The sequence below is a fragment of the Streptomyces sp. NBC_01261 genome, assembly GCF_036226385.1.
In the GTDB taxonomy this organism is placed as follows: Bacteria; Actinomycetota; Actinomycetes; order Streptomycetales; family Streptomycetaceae; genus Streptomyces.
On record NZ_CP108463.1, the window covers coordinates 9,705,613 to 9,725,184 of the forward strand.

The 19,572-nt window shown below is 71.3% G+C and carries 21 protein-coding genes; 11 read left to right on the top strand and 10 right to left on the bottom strand.

Annotated elements, in window-relative coordinates; all coding sequences use genetic code 11:
* Nucleotides 1-2: 2 nt before the first annotated feature.
* Complete coding sequence (locus OG226_RS43115; RefSeq protein ID WP_328684997.1) at nt 3-1,358, bottom strand: dipeptidase; 1,356 nt, start codon at nt 1,356-1,358, stop codon at nt 3-5.
* Between the two features lie 132 nt (nt 1,359-1,490).
* On the opposite strand from OG226_RS43115, the gene OG226_RS43120 reads away from it, so the two are divergent.
* Nucleotides 1,491-2,759, top strand: coding sequence for a geranylgeranyl reductase family protein (locus OG226_RS43120; RefSeq protein WP_328684998.1), 1,269 nt, complete (start codon nt 1,491-1,493; stop codon nt 2,757-2,759).
* Here the strand turns inward: OG226_RS43120 and OG226_RS43125 are convergent.
* A complete protein-coding gene (locus OG226_RS43125; RefSeq protein WP_328684999.1) occupies nt 2,749-3,198 on the bottom strand; it encodes a nitroreductase family deazaflavin-dependent oxidoreductase in 450 nt (149 codons plus the stop codon). The two genes, OG226_RS43120 and OG226_RS43125, sit on opposite strands and share 11 nt — an antisense overlap.
* 167 nt (nt 3,199-3,365) lie before the next feature.
* Here OG226_RS43125 and OG226_RS43130 point away from each other — a divergent pair, with 167 nt between their 5' ends.
* The 3 genes from OG226_RS43130 to OG226_RS43140 all read left to right on the top strand — a co-directional run bounded on the left by OG226_RS43130 (nt 3,366) and on the right by OG226_RS43140 (nt 6,119).
* Complete coding sequence (locus tag OG226_RS43130) at nt 3,366-4,058, top strand: TetR/AcrR family transcriptional regulator (protein WP_328685000.1); 693 nt, start codon at nt 3,366-3,368, stop codon at nt 4,056-4,058.
* 190 nt (nt 4,059-4,248) lie between these two features.
* A complete protein-coding gene (locus tag OG226_RS43135) occupies nt 4,249-5,457 on the top strand; it encodes a sensor histidine kinase (protein ID WP_328685001.1) in 1,209 nt (402 codons plus the stop codon).
* A complete protein-coding gene (locus OG226_RS43140; RefSeq protein WP_328685002.1) occupies nt 5,454-6,119 on the top strand; it encodes a response regulator transcription factor in 666 nt (221 codons plus the stop codon). Before OG226_RS43135 ends, OG226_RS43140 begins: the two co-directional genes overlap by 4 nt.
* Here OG226_RS43140 and OG226_RS43145 read toward each other — a convergent pair.
* Together OG226_RS43145 and OG226_RS43150 are read right to left on the bottom strand one after the other, a co-directional pair.
* Nucleotides 6,080-6,361 carry a DUF6332 family protein gene (locus OG226_RS43145; protein WP_329353695.1) on the bottom strand — a complete coding sequence of 94 codons (282 nt, stop codon included), beginning with the start codon at nt 6,359-6,361 and terminating at the stop codon, nt 6,080-6,082. The genes OG226_RS43140 and OG226_RS43145 overlap by 40 nt on opposite strands.
* A gap of 184 nt (nt 6,362-6,545) precedes the next feature.
* Complete coding sequence (locus OG226_RS43150; protein WP_328685003.1) at nt 6,546-8,030, bottom strand: MFS transporter; 1,485 nt, start codon at nt 8,028-8,030, stop codon at nt 6,546-6,548.
* An 87-nt stretch (nt 8,031-8,117) separates the two neighbouring features.
* Between OG226_RS43150 and OG226_RS43155 the strand changes: the two genes are divergently transcribed.
* Complete coding sequence (locus tag OG226_RS43155; protein WP_328685004.1) at nt 8,118-8,495, top strand: MarR family winged helix-turn-helix transcriptional regulator; 378 nt, start codon at nt 8,118-8,120, stop codon at nt 8,493-8,495.
* Between the two features lie 36 nt (nt 8,496-8,531).
* On the opposite strand, the gene OG226_RS43160 is transcribed toward OG226_RS43155, so the two are convergent.
* Nucleotides 8,532-9,272, bottom strand: a complete 741-nt coding sequence (locus tag OG226_RS43160) for a maleylpyruvate isomerase family mycothiol-dependent enzyme (protein WP_328685005.1) — start codon at nt 9,270-9,272, stop codon at nt 8,532-8,534.
* Between the two features lie 63 nt (nt 9,273-9,335).
* A complete protein-coding gene (locus OG226_RS43165; protein WP_329352130.1) occupies nt 9,336-10,304 on the bottom strand; it encodes an alpha/beta hydrolase in 969 nt (322 codons plus the stop codon).
* A gap of 202 nt (nt 10,305-10,506) precedes the next feature.
* On the opposite strand from OG226_RS43165, the gene OG226_RS43170 reads away from it, so the two are divergent.
* Nucleotides 10,507-10,962: a MarR family winged helix-turn-helix transcriptional regulator gene (locus tag OG226_RS43170; RefSeq protein ID WP_328685007.1), complete on the top strand. Its 456-nt coding sequence runs from the start codon at nt 10,507-10,509 to the stop codon at nt 10,960-10,962.
* A gap of 301 nt (nt 10,963-11,263) precedes the next feature.
* Nucleotides 11,264-12,901 (top strand): MFS transporter, encoded by a 1,638-nt coding sequence (locus OG226_RS43175; protein ID WP_328685008.1) that lies wholly within the window; start codon nt 11,264-11,266, stop codon nt 12,899-12,901.
* A gap of 102 nt (nt 12,902-13,003) precedes the next feature.
* Here the strand turns inward: OG226_RS43175 and OG226_RS43180 are convergent, their stop codons facing one another.
* Nucleotides 13,004-13,657: a TetR/AcrR family transcriptional regulator gene (locus tag OG226_RS43180; protein WP_328685009.1), complete on the bottom strand. Its 654-nt coding sequence runs from the start codon at nt 13,655-13,657 to the stop codon at nt 13,004-13,006.
* A 57-nt stretch (nt 13,658-13,714) separates the two neighbouring features.
* Nucleotides 13,715-14,323 (bottom strand): flavin reductase family protein, encoded by a 609-nt coding sequence (locus tag OG226_RS43185; protein ID WP_328685010.1) that lies wholly within the window; start codon nt 14,321-14,323, stop codon nt 13,715-13,717.
* Nucleotides 14,324-14,544: 221 nt separating this feature from the next.
* On the opposite strand from OG226_RS43185, the gene OG226_RS43190 reads away from it, so the two are divergent.
* Complete coding sequence (locus OG226_RS43190; RefSeq protein WP_329352131.1) at nt 14,545-15,573, top strand: GAF domain-containing sensor histidine kinase; 1,029 nt, start codon at nt 14,545-14,547, stop codon at nt 15,571-15,573.
* A gap of 40 nt (nt 15,574-15,613) precedes the next feature.
* Here OG226_RS43190 and OG226_RS43195 read toward each other — a convergent pair whose 3' ends face one another.
* Complete coding sequence (locus OG226_RS43195) at nt 15,614-16,126, bottom strand: universal stress protein (protein ID WP_328685012.1); 513 nt, start codon at nt 16,124-16,126, stop codon at nt 15,614-15,616.
* A gap of 225 nt (nt 16,127-16,351) precedes the next feature.
* Between OG226_RS43195 and OG226_RS43200 the strand changes: the two genes are divergently transcribed.
* On the top strand, nt 16,352-17,197 hold the full coding sequence (locus tag OG226_RS43200) for a universal stress protein (RefSeq protein ID WP_328685013.1): 846 nt from the start codon (nt 16,352-16,354) through the stop codon (nt 17,195-17,197).
* 108 nt (nt 17,198-17,305) lie between these two features.
* Here OG226_RS43200 and OG226_RS43205 read toward each other — a convergent pair whose 3' ends face one another.
* A complete protein-coding gene (locus tag OG226_RS43205; protein ID WP_328685014.1) occupies nt 17,306-18,007 on the bottom strand; it encodes a response regulator transcription factor in 702 nt (233 codons plus the stop codon).
* Nucleotides 18,008-18,223: 216 nt separating this feature from the next.
* On the opposite strand from OG226_RS43205, the gene OG226_RS43210 reads away from it, so the two are divergent.
* Nucleotides 18,224-18,727: a hypothetical protein gene (locus tag OG226_RS43210; RefSeq protein WP_328685015.1), complete on the top strand. Its 504-nt coding sequence runs from the start codon at nt 18,224-18,226 to the stop codon at nt 18,725-18,727.
* A 189-nt stretch (nt 18,728-18,916) separates the two neighbouring features.
* On the top strand, nt 18,917-19,543 hold the full coding sequence (locus OG226_RS43215) for a hypothetical protein (RefSeq protein WP_328685016.1): 627 nt from the start codon (nt 18,917-18,919) through the stop codon (nt 19,541-19,543).
* The last annotated feature ends 29 nt before the right edge of the window (nt 19,544-19,572 follow it).

Here is a 19,572-nt window from a genome sequence, read left to right on the forward strand (position 1 = left end):
GCTCAGTTGGCCGCGTAGTTCTGCAGGAACAGCGCCTCCGCCACCGACAGCCGCTCCAACTCCTCGGGAGACACGCTCTCGTTGAGCGCGTGGATCTGGGCCTCCGGCTCGCTGAGGCCGATGAGGAGGATCTCCGCCTGCGGGTAGAGCGCCGCGAGGGTGTTGCACAGCGGGATGGAGCCGCCCTGGCCCGCGTACTGCATCTCCTCGCCGGGGTAGGCGACCGCCATCGCGTCGGCCATCGCCGTGTACGCCGGGCTGGTCGTGTCGGCGCTGAACGGCTGGCCCTGGCCGATCTGTTCGGTGCGGACGCGGGCGCCCCACGGCGTGTGGGCCTCCAGATGGGCCTGGAGCAGCTTGGTCGCCTCGGCCGCGTCGACGCCCGGCGGGACGCGCAGGCTGACCAGCGCGCGGGCGCCGGCCTGCACGGACGGGGTGGCGCCGACGACCGGCGGGCAGTCGATGCCGAGGACCGTGACGGCCGGACGCGCCCAGATGCGGTCGGCGACCGTGTCGGAACCGATCAGTCCGACGCCGTCCAGCACCTTCGCGTCCTCGCGGAACTGCTCCTCGTCGTAGGCCAGCCCCTCCCAGGTCGCGTCGGCCGCGAGCCCGTCGACCGTCGTCGAACCGTCCTTGCCCCGCAGTGAGTCCAGTACGCGGATCAGCGCCGCCAGCGCGTCGGGTGCGGCGCCGCCGAACTGGCCCGAGTGCAGGTTGCCTTCGAGGGTGTCGACCTGCACGCGCACCATGGTCATGCCGCGCAGGGTCGAGGTGACCGTGGGCAGACCGACCCGGAAGTTGCCTGTGTCGCCGATCACGATCGTGTCGGCGGCGAGGAGGTCGGGGTGTTCCTCCGCATACCGCTCAAGCCCGCCGGTGCCCTGTTCCTCCGAGCCCTCGGCGATCACCTTGACGTGGACCGGGACACCGCCGTTGGCCTTCAGGGCGCGCAGCGCGAGCAGGTGCATGATCACGCCGCCCTTGCAGTCGGCGGCACCGCGCCCGTACCAACGGCCGTCGCGCTCGGTCAGTTCGAAGGGCGGACTCGTCCAGCCGGCCTCGTCCAGCGGGGGCTGCACGTCGTAGTGGGCGTAGAGGAGCACGGTCTTGGCGCCCTCGGGGCCGGGCAGGAAGCCGTAGACCGACTGGGTGCCGTCCGGGGTGTCGAGCAGGGCCACGTCCTGGAAACCCTCGGTGCGCAGCGCGCCGGCGACCCAGTTCGCGGCGCCCTCGCTCTCGCTCCTCGGGAACTGGTCGAAGTCCGCCACCGATCGGAAGGCCACCAGCTCGGTGAGCTCCGTCCTCGCCGTGGGCATCAGCGAGGCGACGGTCTCGGCGACCGGATGCGACGACATGGGCACGCTCCTTGTGGGTGCGACGTTGTACGAATGATGCCGTCGATCCTCCCACAGCGGTCTGTGGCGATGTCCGCCGTAGGATGCGGGGGACAGGTGCGGCAGCGGCTTGATCGGGAGCAGTAGACCATCGTGAGCAGCGAGAACTCTTCGGCGGACGACGAACAGCGGGTGTGGGACGTCGTCGTGGTGGGCGCGGGACCCGCAGGGGCTTCGGCCGCCTATGCGGCGGCGGTCGCGGGACGGCGCGTGCTGTTGCTGGAGAAAGCCGAGCTGCCCCGCTACAAGACATGCGGCGGCGGCATCATCGGACCCTCCCGCGACTCCCTCCCGCCCGGCTTCGAACTGCCGTTGAAGGACCGGGTGTTCGCCATAACGTTCTCGAACAACGGGCGCTTCACGCGGACCCGCAGGTCCCGGCAGATGCTGTTCGGGCTGATCAACCGGCCCGAGTTCGACCAGCAGCTCGTCGAGCACGCGCAGAAGGCGGGCGCCGAGCTGCGGACGGGCGTCACAGTGACACGAGTCGAGCAGCACGGCTCGGCGGTCCCGGACCGGCGTACGGTCGCGGTCGTCCTCCAGGGCGGCGAGACGGTGCTCGCGCGGGCCGTCGTCGGCGCCGACGGCAGTGCCAGCCGCATAGGGGCGCACGTCGGGGTCAAGACCGACCAGGTGGACCTGGGCCTGGAGGCGGAGATCCCGGTGCCGGAGACGGTCGCCGAGGACTGGAAGGGCCGGGTGCTCATCGACTGGGGCCCCATGCCCGGGAGTTACGGCTGGGTCTTCCCCAAGGGCGACACGCTCACGGTCGGGGTGATCTCCGCGCGCGGTGAAGGCGCCGCCACCAAGCGGTACTTGGAGGACTTCATCGCCCGGCTCGGCCTCGCCGGCTTCGAACCGAGCATCTCCTCAGGGCACTTGACCCGCTGCCGGGCGGACGACTCGCCCCTGTCGCGCGGCCGGGTGCTGGTCTGCGGTGACGCGGCGGGACTCCTGGAGCCGTGGACCCGTGAAGGCATCTCGTTCGCGCTGCGGTCGGGGCGGCTCGCGGGGGAGTGGGCGGTGCGGATCGCCGAGGCGCACGACGCGGTGGACACCCGCCGCCAGGCACTGAACTACGCGTTCGCGATCAAGGCGGGGCTCGGCGTCGAGATGAGCGTCGGCAAGAGCATGCTGGCGGTCTTCGAGAAGCGCCCCGGTCTGTTCCACGCCGCCCTCACCGGCTTCCGGCCGGCCTGGAAGGCCTTCATGGACATCACCCGGGGTTCGACGACGCTGGGCGAGCTCGTACGCAGCCATCCGATGGCGCAGCGCGCGCTGACCGCGATCGACCGCAGGAACGCGGAACCGGTCGAGCCCGTGGAGCCCACGGAGTCCGTGGAGGGCGAGGTCAGCTCCTGACCGTGACGTGGAACACGGGGTGGTCGGGGGCGATCCGGCGCAGCTCGTCGTCGGAGGAGTCCGGGCCGACTCCTCCGAAGAACACCCCGACCTCGGCCTTCCACCGCTTGAGGTAGGCGCGCAGCAGCGGCACCTTGTCGTCGCCGGTGACCTCGGTCGCGGTGAACGCGTCGACCTTCTTGCCGAGCCGCAGCTCGCCACCGCCCGCCGCCCGCATGTTGTGCGTCCACTGGACGTGGCCGCGCGGGGCGACGACGTACTGCTGTCCGTCCACCGTCAGCAGGTTCACCGGGGTGGTCCGCCACTCGCCGCTCTTCCGGCCGCGGACCGCCAGCACGCGTGAACCCCAGACGCTGAGACCGCGGCGGGTGAACCAGGCGACGGCGCGGTTGAGGACGTTCACGGTGAACCAGCCGGGCTTCTGGACGTGCGTGCTCATGACGACTCCTGGGTTTCGGAGAGCGTGGCTCACTTTTGTGAGCACTGCTCTCGTTCTCGGGAACAGTGTGCATCGGCTTGGCGATCCAATGCAAGAGCGGTGCTCTCGTTTTTGTTCGGTGCTCTTGTTTGTGTGCGGTGCTCTGTTTCCGTGCCACACTGGCTCGCATGAGCACCACACAAGGCGCCCGCGCCCGAGCCAGGATCGAGGTCACCGCGGCCATCAAGGACGAGGCGCGCAGACAGCTCGCCGCGGAAGGGGCCTCGAAGCTGTCGCTGCGCGCCGTGGCACGCGAGTTGGGCATGGTCTCCTCCGCGCTTTACCGGTACTTTCCCAGCCGTGACGAGTTGCTGACCGCTCTCATCATCGACGCGTACGACTCCCTCGGGGAGGCCGCGGAGGCTGCGCACTCCGGGGTCGCGGATGCGGGTCCGTTGCGGCGCTGGGTCGCCGTGTGTGAGGCGGTGCGGGGGTGGGCGCTCGCGCATCCGCATGAGTACGCGTTGATCTACGGGTCGCCCGTCCCCGGGTACGTCGCTCCCGAGACGACCGTTCCGTCTGCCGCGCGGGTTGCCCTGCTGCTCATCGGGATCGCGCGGGACGCCCACCAGGACGGCAGCCTGACCGAACCTCCGCTCCCGGCGGATCTTCGCCCCGAGGCTGAGCGTATGGTCGCGGACTTCGCCGGGGACCTTCCGCCCGCGGTGGCTGTCGCCCTTGTGAGCGCCTGGGCCGAGCTGTATGGGCTGGTCAGCTTTGAGCTCTTCGGTCAGTTCCGGCGGGTGGTGGAGGAGCGGGAGGTGTTCTTTCGGCATGCGGTACGACGGCTTGCGTTCGGGGTGGGGCTTGCGGATGTGTGAGTGCCGCGCTGGATAGGTGGTTCGTCGAGTGCGAGCCGGTGGGGGCTGATCGCGCAGTTCCCCGCGCCCCTTCCGGGGCGCTGTCGTGCAGGAGAGCTGATGGGTCCCGCTTCGTACTCCCTGGGAAGTACGCGTGATCACCCCGCTCGGGTGACGACCCCGACGCCGCTCGGCGTCTAGCGTGACGCGCATGGATGAGCAGCGGGTCGGCGGTGGGGGACCGCCCTGGTGGCGGCACGGACCGCCGTGGGGTAGCTCGGCGCGGTGGCCGTGGCGCTCCACCCTGCTGGTCACCGTGTTTGTGCTGGGCGGCAGCAACTTCGCCTCGCACAGTCAGCCCGACCGGGTCCCGCTCGACCTCTACGCGCGCGTGCTGCTCATCGTCGGGTCTGCGCTGCTCCTGTGGCGTCACCGGTACCCCGTGTGGGTGGCCTTCGGCACCGTGGGTGCCGCCGTGCTCTACCTCGGTGGCGGATACCCGTACGGCCCGGTGTTCGTGACCGTCGCCCTCGGCTGCTTCAGCGCGGTCGTCGCCGGTCGGCGCCGGTCGGCCTGGAGCGCGCTCGGTCTGCTGTGGGCGGCGCATCTCCTGATCTCGCACTGGCTCTACCGGTGGCTGCCCCCACAGCACGACCACGCGATGCCGTGGGGCGGTGAACTGGCCGTCGCCACCTGGATGGTGGCCATCGCCGCGATCTCCGAACTGGCCCGCACCCGCCGCGAACAATGGACCCGGGAGCGGGCCGAACGCGCCCAGGCGGCCCGGCGCCGCGCCGACGAGGAACGGCTGCGGATGGCCCGCGAACTGCACGACGTCCTCGCGCACAGCATCTCCGTCATCAACGTCCAGGCGGGCGTCGGCCTCGCGCTCCTCGACTCCGACCCCGAGCAGGCCCGCACGGCCCTGACCACCATCAAGGCCGCCAGCAAGGAGGCGCTCGGCGAGGTCCGTCAGGTCCTCGACACCCTCCGCACCCCGGGCGACGCCCCGCGCGCTCCCGCCCCCGGCCTCGACCGGCTGCCCGAACTGGTGCAGCAGGCGGCGAGCGCCGGCCTCACCGTCACGGTCGACGGAACACCGCCCCGCCTCCCGCCCGGCACCGACCTCGCCGCTTTCCGCATCGTCCAGGAGGCGCTCACCAATGTCGTACGACATTCCGGTTCGCGGCACGCGCGCGTGCACGTCGAGCACGACCCGCGGGAGCTACGGCTGCGCATCGACGACGACGGGCCCGCGACCGGCGCGGAGGCCGGGGGGAGCGGGAACGGCCTGGCCGGGATGCGGGAGCGGGCCGCCGCGCTCGGTGGCACGATCGAGGCGGGCGCTCGCCCGGACGGAGGCTTCCGGGTGCTCGCCGTACTGCCGTTGAAGGTCACGCCGAAGGAGGACGACCGGTGATCCGGGTACTGCTCGCCGACGACCAGGCCCTGGTCCGGGCCGGCTTCAAGGCGCTGCTGGACGCGCAGCCGGACATCGAGGTGGCGGGTGAGGCGTCCGACGGCGAGGAGGCCGTACGCACGGTGGCCGAACTGCGCCCCGATGTCGTCCTGATGGACATCCGTATGCCGCTGCTCGACGGCCTGGCCGCGACCCGCCGGATCACCGGGGACGGTGACCTCAAGGACGTGAAGGTGGTCATGCTGACGACCTTCGAACTCGACGAGTACGTCTTCGAGGCGATCCGCTCCGGCGCCTCCGGCTTCCTGGTCAAGGACACCGAACCGGACGAACTCCTGCGCGCCGTAAGGGCGGTGGTCGAGGGCGACGCGTTGTTGTCGCCGAGCGTGACCCGCCGCCTGATCGCCGAGTTCGCGGCCCGCTCCAAGGAACCCGCGACCGCCGACGCCCTGACCCAACTCACCGAGCGGGAACGGGAGGTGATGGCCCTGGTCGGCATCGGCCTCTCCAACGACGAGATCGCCCGCCGCCTGGTCGTCAGCCCCCTCACCGCGAAGACCCACGTCAGCCGCACGATGGTGAAGCTGGGCGCGCGGGACAGAGCCCAACTGGTCGTGCTGGCCTACGAGTCGGGGTTGGTACGCCCCGGCTGGCTGGGCTGACCGGAGTCCTGCCGGTACCGGTACAGCACGGTCGCCACCCGGACGAGGAACACCACCAGTACGGGCACGAGTCCCCCGCGCACGAGCAACGTCTCGACAGTGCCCGGCAGTTCGAACAGCAGCGCCGGCCCGGCGACCGCCCCGAACAGCACCGCCGCCACGAACGCCGCGCTGACCAGCGCGTACCCGATCTCCACGGTCATCGCATCCCGCTCGGCCTGCGTGCGCCGTCCCCCGGTCATCATCCCGAAAGTCTCACACGCACGCGCCCGACGGAGCAATCGGCTCCGCCGGGCGCACAGTGGGAGGCGTTTCTCCGGGGCGAGGCATCGCACTCCGGCCCAGTCAGTCGCGCCCTTTAGGGGCGCGGGGAACTGCGCGGCCAGCCACGACGGACTCGCGGACGAAAGCCGCCCCCCGGAGCGACTACTTGCGGACCCCCACCCGCTCGGCCTCCGTCACCGTGGACTTGGCCACGACGATGGACTGTTGAGCCCGCCGCGTACGCAACCCCGGCAGCGTGACCAGCAACCCGGCGAGCGCGATGAACGTCACCACAACCAACCCCGGCCGGTAACTGTCCAGCACCGCCTGCGGGGTGGCATGCGCGGGCGCGTGCGCGGTGACCACGGCCGTGACGACGGCCAGGAAGATCGCGCCACCCACCTGTACCGAGGTGTTCAACAGACCGGAGACCATGCCCTGTTCGTGGTCGTCGACCCCGTTGGTGGCCTGGATGTTGAGCGAGGGGAAGACCAGCGCGAAGGCCGCTCCGATCAGCAGCATCGACGGCAGGATGACCGACGCGTACGTCGGGTCGACGCTGACCCGCAGGAACAGGGCGTACCCCACGACCATCAGCGCGAAGCCCACCACGATCAGCCGCTGGGTGCCGAACCGGTCGACGATCGCCCCCATCTTCGTCGAGGACGCCGCCACCAGCGCACCGGCCGGCAGGAAGGCGAGCGCCGTGTGCAACGCCGACCAGCCGAGCAGCTGTTGCATGTACAGCGTGACCAGGAACTGGAAGCCGACGTACGACCCGAAGAGGGCCATCGCGCCGAGCTGGGCGCGGATCTGGTTGCCGGAGCGCAGTACCCCGAGCCTGATCAACGGCCCCGCGGAGCGCCGCTCGACGTACACGAAGACGGTCAGCATGACGGCGACCGCCAGGAACGACAGGAGAGTTCGGGCCGACGCCCAGCCGACTTCCGGCGCCTGTACGACGGTGAAGACCAGCAGCAGCATCGAGGCGGTGCCGAGGACGGCGCCCGGGATGTCGTAGCCGTTGTGGTCCTTCTCGCGTTCGCTGCGCGGCAGCAGCTTCAGGCCGGCGAGGAGGGCGAGCAGGGCGATCGGCGCGGGCAGCAGCATGGTGAGGCGCCAACTGGCCTCCGTGAGCAGGCCGGAGAGGACCAGGCCCATCGAGAAGCCGGTGGCCGCGCAGGTGGTGTAGATGGACAGGGCGCGGTTGCGCAGTGGGCCCTCGGGGAAGGTCGTCGTGATGATCGACAGGCCGGCCGGCGCGGTGAAGGCCGCGCTGAGGCCCTTGATGAAGCGGCTGGCGATCAGCAGGGGGCCCGAGTCGACGAGCCCGCCGAGCAGCGAGGCCACCGCGAAGACACCCAGGGCGACCAGGAAGACCTGGCGGCGGCCGAGCAGGTCGGCGGTCCGGCCGCCGAGGAGGAGCAGGCCGCCGTATCCCAGGATGTAGCCGCTGACGATCCATTGGAGCGTCGAGGTGGAGAGGTCGAGTTCGGAGCCGATGGAGGGCAGCGCGACGCCGACCATCGACACGTCGAGCGCGTCCAGGAACATCGCGGCGCAGAGCACCAGCAGGGTGCCCCACAGCCGTGGGGTCCAGCGGACCGCCGACGACGGGGCCGCGGGAGGGGAGAGCGGAGAGGTCATGCCGCAGACACTACATGCGTGTGCATCGAATGCAAACGCATTTAATTCCGATGCAACAAACTCGTTTCTCTGCTACGGTGCGCTGTCATGGCGGGGAAGAAGGCCGAGCAGGCGCTCGTGGACCAGTGGCGGGAGATGCTGGCGCTCCATGCCCGCACACAGTGCGAACTCGATCGCGCGTTGCATCAACACGGCCTGTGCGGCAGCGACTTCGAGGTTCTGGACGTGCTGTCCGCCGAGTCCTGCGCGTTCCGTGTGCAGGAGATCTCCGAGCGTGTCCACCTCAGTCAGAGCGCCCTGTCCCGCCTGATCGCCCGGCTGGAGAAGGACGGCCTCGTCGAGCGCGGCATGTGCGCGGAGGACCGGCGGGGCGTCCGCGTGACCCTCACGGACAAGGGGCGGACACTGCACGGCGAGGTACTCCCGTTGCAGCGTGCGGTGTTGACGAAGATGCTGACCGACTGACGCGTCGTCAGCCGCGGATGTGCCGGTCCGTACCCGTCAGCTCCAGGTGACGGCGGACTTCTCCCGCCACAGCCCTGCGACCGACACGTCACCGGTCACGCCCGGGAACGGTCCCCGGTTCCACAGTGCCCGGTACAACTGCCCTGCGGGACCGGCCAGTTCGCAGTCGGCGCCCCCGGTGCCGTCCCGCTCGGCGGCGGGCGGTTCCTGGGACAGCCGTACGGTCCACACCGCGTCGTCCGCGTCCGTCGCCCGCACCCGCAGCACCCGGGGCTCCTCGCTGCGGACCCTGCTCGTGCGGCGACCGTGGAAGCCGCGCAGCAGCTCGTCGATGCCGTCGGCCGCGAAGTCCGGGGCGATCTGGCCGGCCACCCCACCGCGCGCCGCCTCGGCATCCATCCGGTGCACGGTCGTCTCGTGCGCCTGCCGCCGCGCCCAGAACGCGAGCGGTGACGGCGCCGGCAGGAAATGCCAGCACTCCATGTCGGGCGGGGCGGCGGAGAGGGTGTCCACGAGGGAGCGGTGCCCCGCCCGGAACCAGGCCACCAACTCGGCGCCGTCCAGGTCGGGTCGGCCATCGTCGGGGTGGTCCTCGGTGTACCCCTCGGCGACGAAACCGGTCGCCCAGCGATGCACCATCCCCGTGTGCCGCAGCAGATCCCGCACCTGCCACCCCGGACAGGGTGGCACCTCGGCGTCGACGCCCGCCGCCTCCGCGGCCGAGGCCAGCAGGCCGCCCTCCCGGTCCAGGGTGCGTACGAACGCATCGGTGTCCATGCGGCCGAGTGTGCCGTATCGCAGGGGTGGTTCGCGCGTCGGTGAGGGAGGGCGGCCGGTACGTCAGGCGGAGGCGAGCGCCTTGCGCAGGACGGTGACGGCCATCGTGATCGCGGCCTCGGCGGCGTGCGTCTCGCGCAGGGCGTTGAGCATCACGAAGTCGTGGATGATGCCCTGGAAACGGACGGCGGTGACGGGGACTCCGGCCTCGCGGAGCTTGTTGGCGTAGGCCTCGCCCTCGTCGCGCAGGACGTCGGCCTCGCCGGTGATGACGAGGGCCGGGGGCAAGCCCGTGAGTTGCTCGGTCGTGGCCCGCAGCGGGGACGCCGTGATCTGGGCGCGCTCGGCCTCGTCGGTCGTGTACTGGTCCCAGAACCACTGCATGCCGTCGCGGCGCAGGAAGTAGCCCTCCGCGAACTGGCCGTAGGAGCCGGTGTCGAAGTTCGCGTCGGTGACCGGGTAGAACAGCACCTGCTGCACCACGGGGACATCGCCCCGCTCCTTGGCCATGAGGGTCAGCGCGGCGGCCATGTTGCCGCCCACCGAGTCGCCGGCCACCGCGATGCGGGTCGGGTCGAGGACCTTGGTCGCGCCCTCCTGGACGACCCACTGGGCGACGGCGTAGTTCTGCTCGATGGCGACCGGGTAGCGGGCCTCGGGGGAGAGGTCGTACTCCGGGAAGACCACGGCGGCGTTCGCGCCCACGGCGAGTTCGCGCACCAGGCGGTCGTGGGTGTGGGCGTTGCCGAAGACCCAGCCGGCGCCGTGGATGTAGAGGATCACGGGGAGTATGCCGGTGGCTCCCGCCGGGCGGACGACACGGGCCCTGACCTGTCCGGTCGGGCCGCCGGACACGGTGATCCACTCCTCGTCGACGGCCGGCTCGGCGATCTCCCCGGACTGCACCTCGTCGACGGCCTTGCGGCCTTCCGCCGGGGCGAGGTCGAAGAGGTACGGCGGGTTCGCGGTCGCCTCGACGAAGGCCTGGGCGGCGGGTTCGAGGACGGGGCGGGGTGCGGTGCTGTCGGTCATGGCGATCTCCTCGGATCGGGTGCCGCGGCGTGTTCCGGCCGGGTCTCGGCCGGTGGTGCGGCACGAGGATGAGAGTAGCGTGCGATTAAGTCGTGCACAACTAAAGCGTGCTCGATAGAATCGGGTGGACTGGAACGATAAGGTGGTGATTGCCCAGAAGGGCGCCGCAGACGTCGTAGACGCCGGAGCGAGGAGTCGCACCATGAGCCCAGCCGCCGCGGAACCGGCCGAGGGATCGCTGCTCCTCGACGACCAGTTGTGCTTCGCGCTGTACGCGGCCTCCCGCGCGGTGACCGCCCGCTACCGGCCGCTGCTGGAGGAGCTGGGTCTGACCTACCCGCAGTACCTCGTCATGCTCGTGCTCTGGGAGCAGGACTCCATCTCCGTACGGGACTTGGGCACCGCGCTGCAACTCGAATCCAGCACGCTCTCCCCGCTCCTGAAGCGGCTGGAGGCGAACGGACTGGTGCGCCGCGAACGCCGCCGGGACGACGAACGCTCCGTCGCGATCCGGCTCACCGGCGCGGGCGAGCGGATGCGCGAGCAGGCCGCCGCCGTGCCCCTCGCCATCGGCGACGCGATGGGCCTGACGCCCGAGCAGGACGCCCTGGCCAAGCAGCTCCTCCGGCTGATCACCGCCAACGTCGCCGCGGGCTGAACCGCCCGCCACCTGCGCGTTCCCGCCTCTCGGGGCGGTGTGTCGTCGCCACTGTTCACCTTAGCTTGCAGGCCCAACGGCATCTCCCGGACCGGGTCACCGGTATACGGTCCGAAGCGATTTCCCGAAAAGAAATGGCTTACGTCAATGGAGATCCAAGCCGAACAGCCAGGTCAACTTCCGGGCCGCGGGGCGCGATTGACGGAGTCGGCACCGTCACCCCCGTCGTAGCCGCGCACGGAACGCCACGCGCAGTTCACACCCGGTCAATCCGCCCCCGTACGACGTGTTGAGAGGTGCCATGCCGACCCTGGTCTCCGAAGTCTCGCCTCCGGCCCCGCAGCCGGAGAGTCCGTCCCGGAACGTCACCGTGACCATCGTGCTGGCCTGCGTGGGAGTGTTCGTCTCCTACCTGCCGGTCGTCGGGGTGTCGGTCGCGCTCCCGGTGATCCAGCAGGCGCTCGACGCGTCCACCACCGGGCTCCAGTGGATCACCGACGCGTTCATCCTGCCGACCGCCGCCCTGCTTCTGACCTGCGGTGTCATCGGTGACCTCTACGGCCGCAAGAAGATGTACCTGATCGGCCTGACGCTGTCCTGCCTCGGCTGTCTCGTCGCCCTCACCGCGCACGGCGTCGTCCAGGTCTGCGTCGGCCAGGCGCTCACCGGCGTCGGCACCGCCGCCCTGCTGCCCGCGACCCTCGGCCTGATCAGCCACGTCTGCCCCGACCACCGCAAACGCGGCGGCGCGATAGCCCTCTGGACGGCCGCCCTCGGCCTCGGCCTGACCCTCGGCCCGCTCTTCAACGGCCTGATCGTGGAGCACGCGAGCTGGCGCTGGATCTTCCTGCCCACCCTGGCCGTCGGCGCCGCCACGGTCCTGTTCGGCACCTTCGCCCTGACCGACTCCCGCTCGGACCGCGAACGCCACCTCGACATCCCCGGCCAACTCCTCGCCGTCGTCACCATCACCGCCATCGTCTACGGCGTCATCGAGGGCGGCGGCACCCCGGGCTGGGGTTCGGCCGAGGTCGTCACCGCGTTCGTCGTGGCGGCGCTCGCCCTGCCGGCCTTCGTCGTGGTCGAACTGCGGTCGCGCTGCCCGATGTTGGACATGCGGCTCTTCATGTCCCCGTCGTTCTCCGGGGCCGCGTTCGTCATGGCGCTCACCCTGTTCGCGCAGGTCGGTCTGGTCTTCTCGCTCAGCGAGTACTTCGGGCTCGTCCATCACGCCTCGACGTGGGACATCGGGGTGCGCCTGGTCGCGCTCAACGGTTTCACCGTCGTCCTCGGCCCGGTGGTCGGCCGGCTGATGCACCGGTTCTCGCCCGGCCTCGTGCTGGTGACCGGCCTGCTCGTCGGCGGCATCGGGGCACTGCTGGTGAACCTCTTCGACGCCACCACCGGAACCGGTGAAGCGGCCCTGGTCATCGCGGTGTTGGGCATCGGCATCGCGCTGGCGATGGCCCCGATCACCACCATCGCCATGAACAGCCTGCCGCGCCGCCTGGGCAGCACCGCCGGAGCCGCCAACAGCGCCCTCCGCCAGATCGGCAGCGCCCTGGGCCCCGCCGTCTTCGGCGTCGTCCTCACCCACCGCACCCTCGACACGCTGCCCGCCCACGTCGCCGCGTCCGGCCTCACCCCGGCCGACCAGGGCCAGGTCATCGGCATGGTCGACGGCGCCGGCATCCAGGCGGGCGCCTTCCTCCACCTGAACACCGGCGAGGCGACGGGCCGGGCGCTGGCCGCCTACGGAGCCAGCTTCACGGACGCGCTGCACACCTGCGCCCTCGTCGGAGGCATCGGCATGTTGATCGCCGCGGCCGTCGCCTTCCTCACGATCGGCATCCGTGCCCGCGCGCCGCACGGCGAGGGGGAGGCGACTGCGGCGGTGCATCCTGCCGCCGGTGCGGCGGGTGTTGGTGAGGGCGGCTGAGCAACGGCTGCTGCATGAGGGGGAGTTGTCCTTCGGCCACGGGATTCCGAGGGGCAACTGCCCTTGCGGCACGTCCCGTTGGCCCATTGGCAGGGCCTCCCGTCAGGTGAGGCCGCCGTCGTTCTCCAACGCGGGCGCGAGGAGATGGCACAGGGAGTCCGCCAGCAGATACAGCGGGTCGGCGGTCTCCAACGGCCACTCCACGGCGATCCAGGCGGCGAAGAACGACTCGGTCTGCAGTACGGCCATCAGCGCGCGTTGGCGAGCCTCAGCGGGATCGACGCCCTGCCACCGCTCGGGGGGAGCGACCAGCATCGCGACATACCGCTCGTGCGCCTCGACGTACTGCACCCGGCCCTCGCCGAGACTGCGGAGCGCCGCCGGGGCCGCCGCGTTGGCGACGCGGCGGACGGGTGCCATCTCGCGCCAGCGGGCCGCGGCCTCGTCCAGCCAGGTGCGGATGCCGGCCCGGGTCCAGCGCGGCAGCGCGGCCAGGTCGGCGTACGCCTCGCCCATCACGCCGTAGACCCGCTCCACCAGCGCGTCGACGATCTCGGCCTTGCCGGGGAAATGGGCGTAGACCGTGACCCGGGTCACCCCCGCCGCCTGGGCGATGTCCTCCATCCGCGCGTCCAGGAACGGCTTCTCGGTGAACACCGTGACGGCCGCGTCGAGCAGGCGGCGATGGGTGAGGAGCTTCTGCTCTTCGCGCAGGTTCTTGCGGGGCGTCGGCTCCATCCGCCCAGTGTCCGGCATGGGCCGACTGTACGCCGCGTGCTGTGCGACCTGCGGCTCGGCTCGACCCGGTTCGCCTCAGTCCGACTCCGACCAGTCGGCGTACCGGATGCGGCTCAGGTCGACAACCTCGCCGAGGGTGCCCCACTCGTCCTTGCCCAGACGGGCCAGGGGGCGCAGCCGGGTGACCTCGGGATGGCCGTCGTGCAGGACGGTCTCGTCGATCGCGAGGTGGACCACCCGTCCGAAGACCACGGTGGAATTGCCCAGCCGTAGCGTGCTGTGCAGTTCGCACTCCAGCGCCACGGGGGAGCGGGCGACGCGCGGTGCCTTCACCCGCGTGCTGGCCTCGCGCTCGACTCCCACGGCGTCGAACTCGCTGACCCCTTCCGGGAAGTCCGTGGCGGTCTTGTTCACCTCGTCGATGAGGGACTCCGGGGCGAGGTTGACCACGAACTGCCCGGTGGCCTCGATATTGCGCAGCGAGTCCTTACGGCCGACCGAGGAGAACTGCACGATGGGCGGCGCGACGCACGAGACGGTGAAGAAGGAGTGCGGGGCGAGATTGTCGACGCCGTCGGCGGAGACCGTCGACACCCAGGCGATGGGGCGCGGGACGACGGTCGAGGTGAGGAGCCGATACACCACGACCGGTTCCAGCTGGTCCGGGTTGAATTCAGTGCGCATACCAGCGATATATCAGATACCCACGAGGCGTCGCGCTGCCGCCCTGTTGCTCTGTTGCACGACAACGACGACTGGCTACGGCGACGGGTGGCGATGGGTGCCGGTCCCGCGGTGCTCCTTCCGGGCGGCACCCCATATGCCCACCGGCCCGGGGCGGATACCGTGGCACGGGACGGGAGCGGTCGGCTCCGGGTGTGTTCGAGGGAACCGGAGGACCGCAGGTGGGAAGCCCCGAGGAGTCCCGGGTGGCCCGCATACTGCTGCCGCAGCTGAAGCTGGACGAACTGCTGGAGGAACTGCAGGCCCGGCTGGACGCGGCCCGGGGTACACGTGACCGCGTGCACGGCCTGCTGGAGGCGGTCCTCTCGGTCGGCCGGGAACTGGACCTGGAGCAGGTCCTGCACGGCATCGTGGAGGCGGCGGCGGTTCTGGTCGACGCCGAGTACGCCGCGCTCGGCGTGATCACCCCGGACGGCAAGGCCCTGTCGGCCTTCCACACGATCGGCGTCACCGAGGAGCGGATCGCCGAGATCGGCACCTACCCGGAGGGCCACGGGATCCTGGGCGAACTGATCCGGCACCCCGAGCCGTTGCGGCTCGCGAAGATCTCCCAGCACTCGTCCTCGTACGGCTTCCCGGCCCACCACCCGCCGATGAACAGCTTCCTCGGGGTTCCGATCCGGGTGCGCGACCAGGTCTTCGGCAATCTGTACCTGACCGAGAAGCGCGGCGGTGCGCAGTTCGACGAGGAGGACGAGTCGGTCCTGTCGACCCTGGCCGTGGCGGCCGGTGTCGCCATCGACAACGCCCGTCTGTACGAGGAGTCCCGGCTGCGCGAGCGCTGGCTGCAGGCCAACGCGGAGATCACCCACAGCCTGATGTCCAGCGGTGCGCGGACCGACGTCCTCGCGCTGATCGCCGAGCGGGCCGGCGAGATCACGGGATCGGCCCTCGCGGCGGTGGCGCTGCCGATGGAGGGCACCGGATCCCTCGCCGTGCTGTCCGAGGCGCTGACCAACATCGCCCGGCACGCTCGGGCGGGCCGTGCCGATGTCGCCCTGGAGACGGACGGCCGAGAGGTGCGCCTGACGGTCACCGACAACGGTGTGGGCATCCCGGCCGAGGGCCGACGCAGTGGGCTCCTGAACATGGAGGAGCGGGCTCGACAACTCGGCGGAGAGCTGCACCGGACGACTCCGCGGGACGGCGGCACCAGGCTGGTGTGGCGCGTACCGGTCACCCGGAAGTAGGCGTTCGCTTCGCCCCCGGCGAGGCCCGGGCATCGCCGGACTACGAAGCGCTACTCCCCGCCGGCGAAGGCGAGTTGACGGCTGTGAGCGGCTCCCCGGACCGTTCCGCGACCGGCACGGTCACCACCGGAACCGTCGCCTGCCGCACGCACTCACGGCCCACCGGGCCGACCGAGGGGAGTCCGAAATTCCCGTGCGCCTTGCGGCCCAGGGCCAACAGCATGGCGCCGCGCGCCTGTTGGAGCAGCATGCGGGCGGGCGGTCCCTGCACCACGACGCGGCGCACGGCACCGTCGAGCCCGAACCCCAGGGCCTTGCGCACGGTGGCGGCGAGGACCTGTGCGGCCTGTTCGCGCTGCTGGTCGACCGTCGGGCCGGCGGGCACCGCGGCGTAGGGCGCGTGTCCGCTCGCGGCCGGTTCCCAGGCGTGTACGGCGACGAGGTCCGTGTGCAGGACGGCCGCCTGCTCGGCCGCCCAGCGCAGGGCCGCCATCGACGGTTCGGAGCCGTCGACACCCACCACGATGCCGGTGCCGTCGGGGTGTTCGGTCATGGCAGCCTCCCTGGTCGGTCTCCTGTCCCCACAGTGGCCCGGGCGCGGCGGCCGTGCCGTGGGCCGACGGTCCCTTGTGGCCGGCCGGAGGGTGCGGAGGAAGAGGGCCGGTCGGAGGGACGAGGGGGTCCGTCCGGCCCCTGTGACTGTGCGGTGGGCGGCACGAGTCTGGGGTCCGGTGGAGCGCTTCTTCCGTCCGGGGAGGGTGCCTGAGAGGGGTGGACTGTGACGAAAGGCCCGGTGGTCGTGGTCGTGGACGGTTCGCCGTCGAATCCGGCGGTGGTCGAGGCCGCCGCGCGGGAGGCCGAGCGGTTGGGGGTCGGTCTGGAGCTGACGCAGGCGGTCGGCTGGCCGTCAGGGGCGGGGCGGTTCGCGGTTCCCTCGTGGGAGACGGACGGGACCGGCGGGCACGCGTCGACGCGTGGCGTACTGGCCGAGGCCGAGCGGTACGCCCGTGGCGCCGCACCGCGCGTGCGGATCGCGCGCGGGGTCCTCGTCGGCGAGCCCGGGACCGTACTGGAGGGCGAGTCGCGCACCGCCTCGCTGACCGTCGTCGGAAGCGAGCGCGCACGCGGCACCCGGCGCGAGGGCTCGCTCGCCGGGCGTCTGTCCGCGTGTGTGTCCGGTCCACTGCTGGTGGTGCGCGGCAGGCCGAACCCGGTCGGCCCGGTGCTGCTCGTGGTCCACGGCGCGTCGACGCTGCGAGGAGCCGCCGAATTCGCCTTCGCCGAGGCCTCGGCACGCGGCGCGGACCTGGTGACGACACGGCTGCGGAACATCTCCGCCGCACGTCCCTACGGCGGGTCCGCACAGGCCACGACCCAGGACGAGGAGGACCTCGCGCTCGCCGAGGCGCTGTCCGAACTGCGCGAACGGTACCCCGACGTCACCCTGCGCAGCCGCAGGCCCCGCGGCGGATCCCGCCGGGCCCTCGTCGAGGCCGGCGCGGACAGCCAACTCCTGGTGGTCGGGGTACGCGACCGGTACCGGTTCGCCCGCCTGCCACTGGACCCGGTCTGCCGGACGGCACTGCACGAGGCGGACTGCCCCGTCGCCCTCGTCCGCTGCTAGCCCTCGCGGGAACGAGTGACCGGTGGAACGGATCTGGCGTTCCACCGGTCGCCCGCGGTCCCAGGTGTGCGGTGCGAGCCACGCGTCCCCGACGGCCCGGCGTGCGGTTCAGCCGCCGGGACGGTTGCCGGGCCCGGGCTGTTCCAGGTGCGAGGCGAGGACCGCGGCCTGTACCCGGCGCTGGACGCCCAGCTTGGCGAGCAGTCGGGAGATGTGGTTCTTGACGGTCTTCTCCGACAGGTAGAGGCTCTTGCCGATCTCGCGGTTGGTCAGGCCGTCCCCGATCAGCGCGAGGATCTCCCGCTCGCGCGGCGACAGGCTCGCCAACTCGGGGGAGATCGCCGGGGTTTGAGTGGGTTCGGCGCGCAGTGAGCGCATCAGACGGGCGGTTGTCGCGGGGTCGAGCATCGACTGGCCGGAGGCGACCGTCCGTACCGCCGAGACCAGGTCGGAGCCCTTGATCTGCTTGAGGACGTAGCCGGACGCGCCGGCCATGATGGCGTCGAGCAGGGCGTCCTCGTCGTCGAACGAGGTGAGCATCAGCACCGCCAACTCCGGCATGCGGTCGCGGAGTTCGCGGCAGACGGTGATGCCGTCGCCGTCGGGGAGGCGTACGTCCAGGACGGCGACGTGCGGGCGTACCGCGGGGGCTCGTAGGAGGGCGTGCTCGACGTTCTCCGCGTCGCCGACCACCGAGATGTCCTCCTCGGCGTCCAGGAGGTCGGACAGACCGCGACGGACGACCTCGTGGTCGTCCAGCAGGAAGACACGGATCGGGTCCTGCGCGGTGAAGGTGTGTGCCTCGGCCATCTCGACGCCTCGTTCCCCGGAGTGAGCACGGACCGCGGGCCGTCCGTGCCCCCGATCATCACGCGTCCGGCCCGGCGGCACCAGGGCCGACCGGCCCCAACCGTCCCTCGTGCCGTGTCCCCGTCGGCCCCTCCCGGTGCGACCAACCGCGGGTTTGCCGCACCGGGAGGCAGGGGTGCTGTCGGTGGCCCGGCGGTGGGTTCGTACGATCGGACCGTGATCAAGCGGACCACGGCGCGCACGGGGCGGAAGCGGGTCTTCGGGATCGTGCTCCGCGGTGTGATCGCCCTTTCCCTCTTCGGTGTCGCCGGCTACCTGGCCGTCTCGGCCGTCGGGCGCCTGGGGCTGGTCGGGAACGAGCTGACCATGCGGGTCACGGAGTGCGAGGCGTCCGTGCCGACTACGACATCGCGCGGCGGCGGTCATCCCGACCTCGACTGCAAGGGGTTCGTGGATCCGGCGCAGGACTCAGGCGGCGGGACACGCCGGATCACGGCTACCGGCTTCTCCTCCGAACCCGTCTTCGGCGCACCGGTGAAGGTGGCCGAGGAGCCGTGGGGATCCTGGGTGCCGGTGGATCAGGGCGACTGGAACCGGCTGGGCCGCGCGCTCTCCCCACTCATCCCGCTCGCCTTGGCGGGCTTGTTCGCCAAGGTGCCCGTGGCCGCTTGTCGCCAAAGGAAGAACTCCGGTCGGCCGCCCGTGGAGGCCTCGGTGTAGCACCCGGTGCGGGGTCCGCCGGGTGGGACGACGTTCAGCGGCGCATTCCGTCGCCCGGGGCCCAACCGGCCCTGCGGAAGGGGCCGTTCGGCCGGGTACCGGCGGACCAACGGCATCGGGTGGCGGACGGCCCGGCGCACAAGAGTGAGGGTGCGACGAACGACCCGACACCTCGAAGGGACCCCGATCATGGCCGTGCACGAGCCTTCGCACAGTAGCTCCGGTTTCCACCTGCCGACGTTCGGCGGGAACGGATCCGCATCCGACGCCGCCGTGACGGCAGCCGCCCCGGCGACCACCGCGACACGTGCCCACGCCTTCGCGTCGCTGCGTCTGCTGACCGGGTTCGTCTTCCTGTGGGCCTTCCTCGACAAGACGTTCGGCCTTGGGTACGCGACTCCGTCCGGCAAGGGCTGGCTCGACGGCGGCTCGCCCACGAAAGGCTTTCTGAGTTCGGTGGCGGCGGGCCCGATGGAGTCGACGTTCCACGACTGGGCCGGTGCCGGCTGGGCGGACCTGCTGTTCATGCTCGGTCTGCTAGCCGTCGGTCTCGCGCTGACGGCAGGTGTCGCGCTGCGGCTCGCGGCCGTGGCGGGGACCGCGATGATGGCGCTGATGTGGCTGGCCGAGTGGCCGCCGGCGAAGCACCTGTCGGACGGCTCGCCGAGCATGTCGTCGAACCCGTTCGTCGACTACCACCTCGTCTACGCCGCGGTCCTCATCGCCCTCGCGGTCGTGGGTGCCGGTGCCACGTGGGGTCTCGGCAAGCTCTGGTCCACGCTGCCGATCGTCCGCGACCACACCTGGCTGCGCTGACTGCGGGAGAGACGGTGGGCCCCTTCCGC

Bases quoted from the DNA above. Each gene is read 5' to 3' on its own strand.
- OG226_RS43115 (WP_328684997.1), bottom strand. From the start codon at position 1,358: ATGTCGTCGCATCCGGTCGCCGAGACCGTCGCCTCGCTGATGCCCACG.
- OG226_RS43125 (WP_328684999.1), bottom strand. From the start codon at position 3,198: ATGAGCACGCACGTCCAGAAGCCCGGCTGGTTCACCGTGAACGTCCTC.
- OG226_RS43130 (WP_328685000.1), top strand. From the start codon at position 3,366: ATGAGCACCACACAAGGCGCCCGCGCCCGAGCCAGGATCGAGGTCACC.
- OG226_RS43135 (WP_328685001.1), top strand. From the start codon at position 4,249: ATGGATGAGCAGCGGGTCGGCGGTGGGGGACCGCCCTGGTGGCGGCAC.
- OG226_RS43145 (WP_329353695.1), bottom strand. From the start codon at position 6,361: ATGACCGGGGGACGGCGCACGCAGGCCGAGCGGGATGCGATGACCGTG.
- OG226_RS43150 (WP_328685003.1), bottom strand. From the start codon at position 8,030: ATGACCTCTCCGCTCTCCCCTCCCGCGGCCCCGTCGTCGGCGGTCCGC.
- OG226_RS43155 (WP_328685004.1), top strand. From the start codon at position 8,118: ATGGCGGGGAAGAAGGCCGAGCAGGCGCTCGTGGACCAGTGGCGGGAG.
- OG226_RS43160 (WP_328685005.1), bottom strand. From the start codon at position 9,272: ATGGACACCGATGCGTTCGTACGCACCCTGGACCGGGAGGGCGGCCTG.
- OG226_RS43165 (WP_329352130.1), bottom strand. From the start codon at position 10,304: ATGACCGACAGCACCGCACCCCGCCCCGTCCTCGAACCCGCCGCCCAG.
- OG226_RS43170 (WP_328685007.1), top strand. From the start codon at position 10,507: ATGAGCCCAGCCGCCGCGGAACCGGCCGAGGGATCGCTGCTCCTCGAC.
- OG226_RS43175 (WP_328685008.1), top strand. From the start codon at position 11,264: ATGCCGACCCTGGTCTCCGAAGTCTCGCCTCCGGCCCCGCAGCCGGAG.
- OG226_RS43180 (WP_328685009.1), bottom strand. From the start codon at position 13,657: ATGCCGGACACTGGGCGGATGGAGCCGACGCCCCGCAAGAACCTGCGC.
- OG226_RS43185 (WP_328685010.1), bottom strand. From the start codon at position 14,323: ATGCGCACTGAATTCAACCCGGACCAGCTGGAACCGGTCGTGGTGTAT.
- OG226_RS43195 (WP_328685012.1), bottom strand. From the start codon at position 16,126: ATGACCGAACACCCCGACGGCACCGGCATCGTGGTGGGTGTCGACGGC.
- OG226_RS43205 (WP_328685014.1), bottom strand. From the start codon at position 18,007: ATGGCCGAGGCACACACCTTCACCGCGCAGGACCCGATCCGTGTCTTC.
- OG226_RS43215 (WP_328685016.1), top strand. From the start codon at position 18,917: ATGGCCGTGCACGAGCCTTCGCACAGTAGCTCCGGTTTCCACCTGCCG.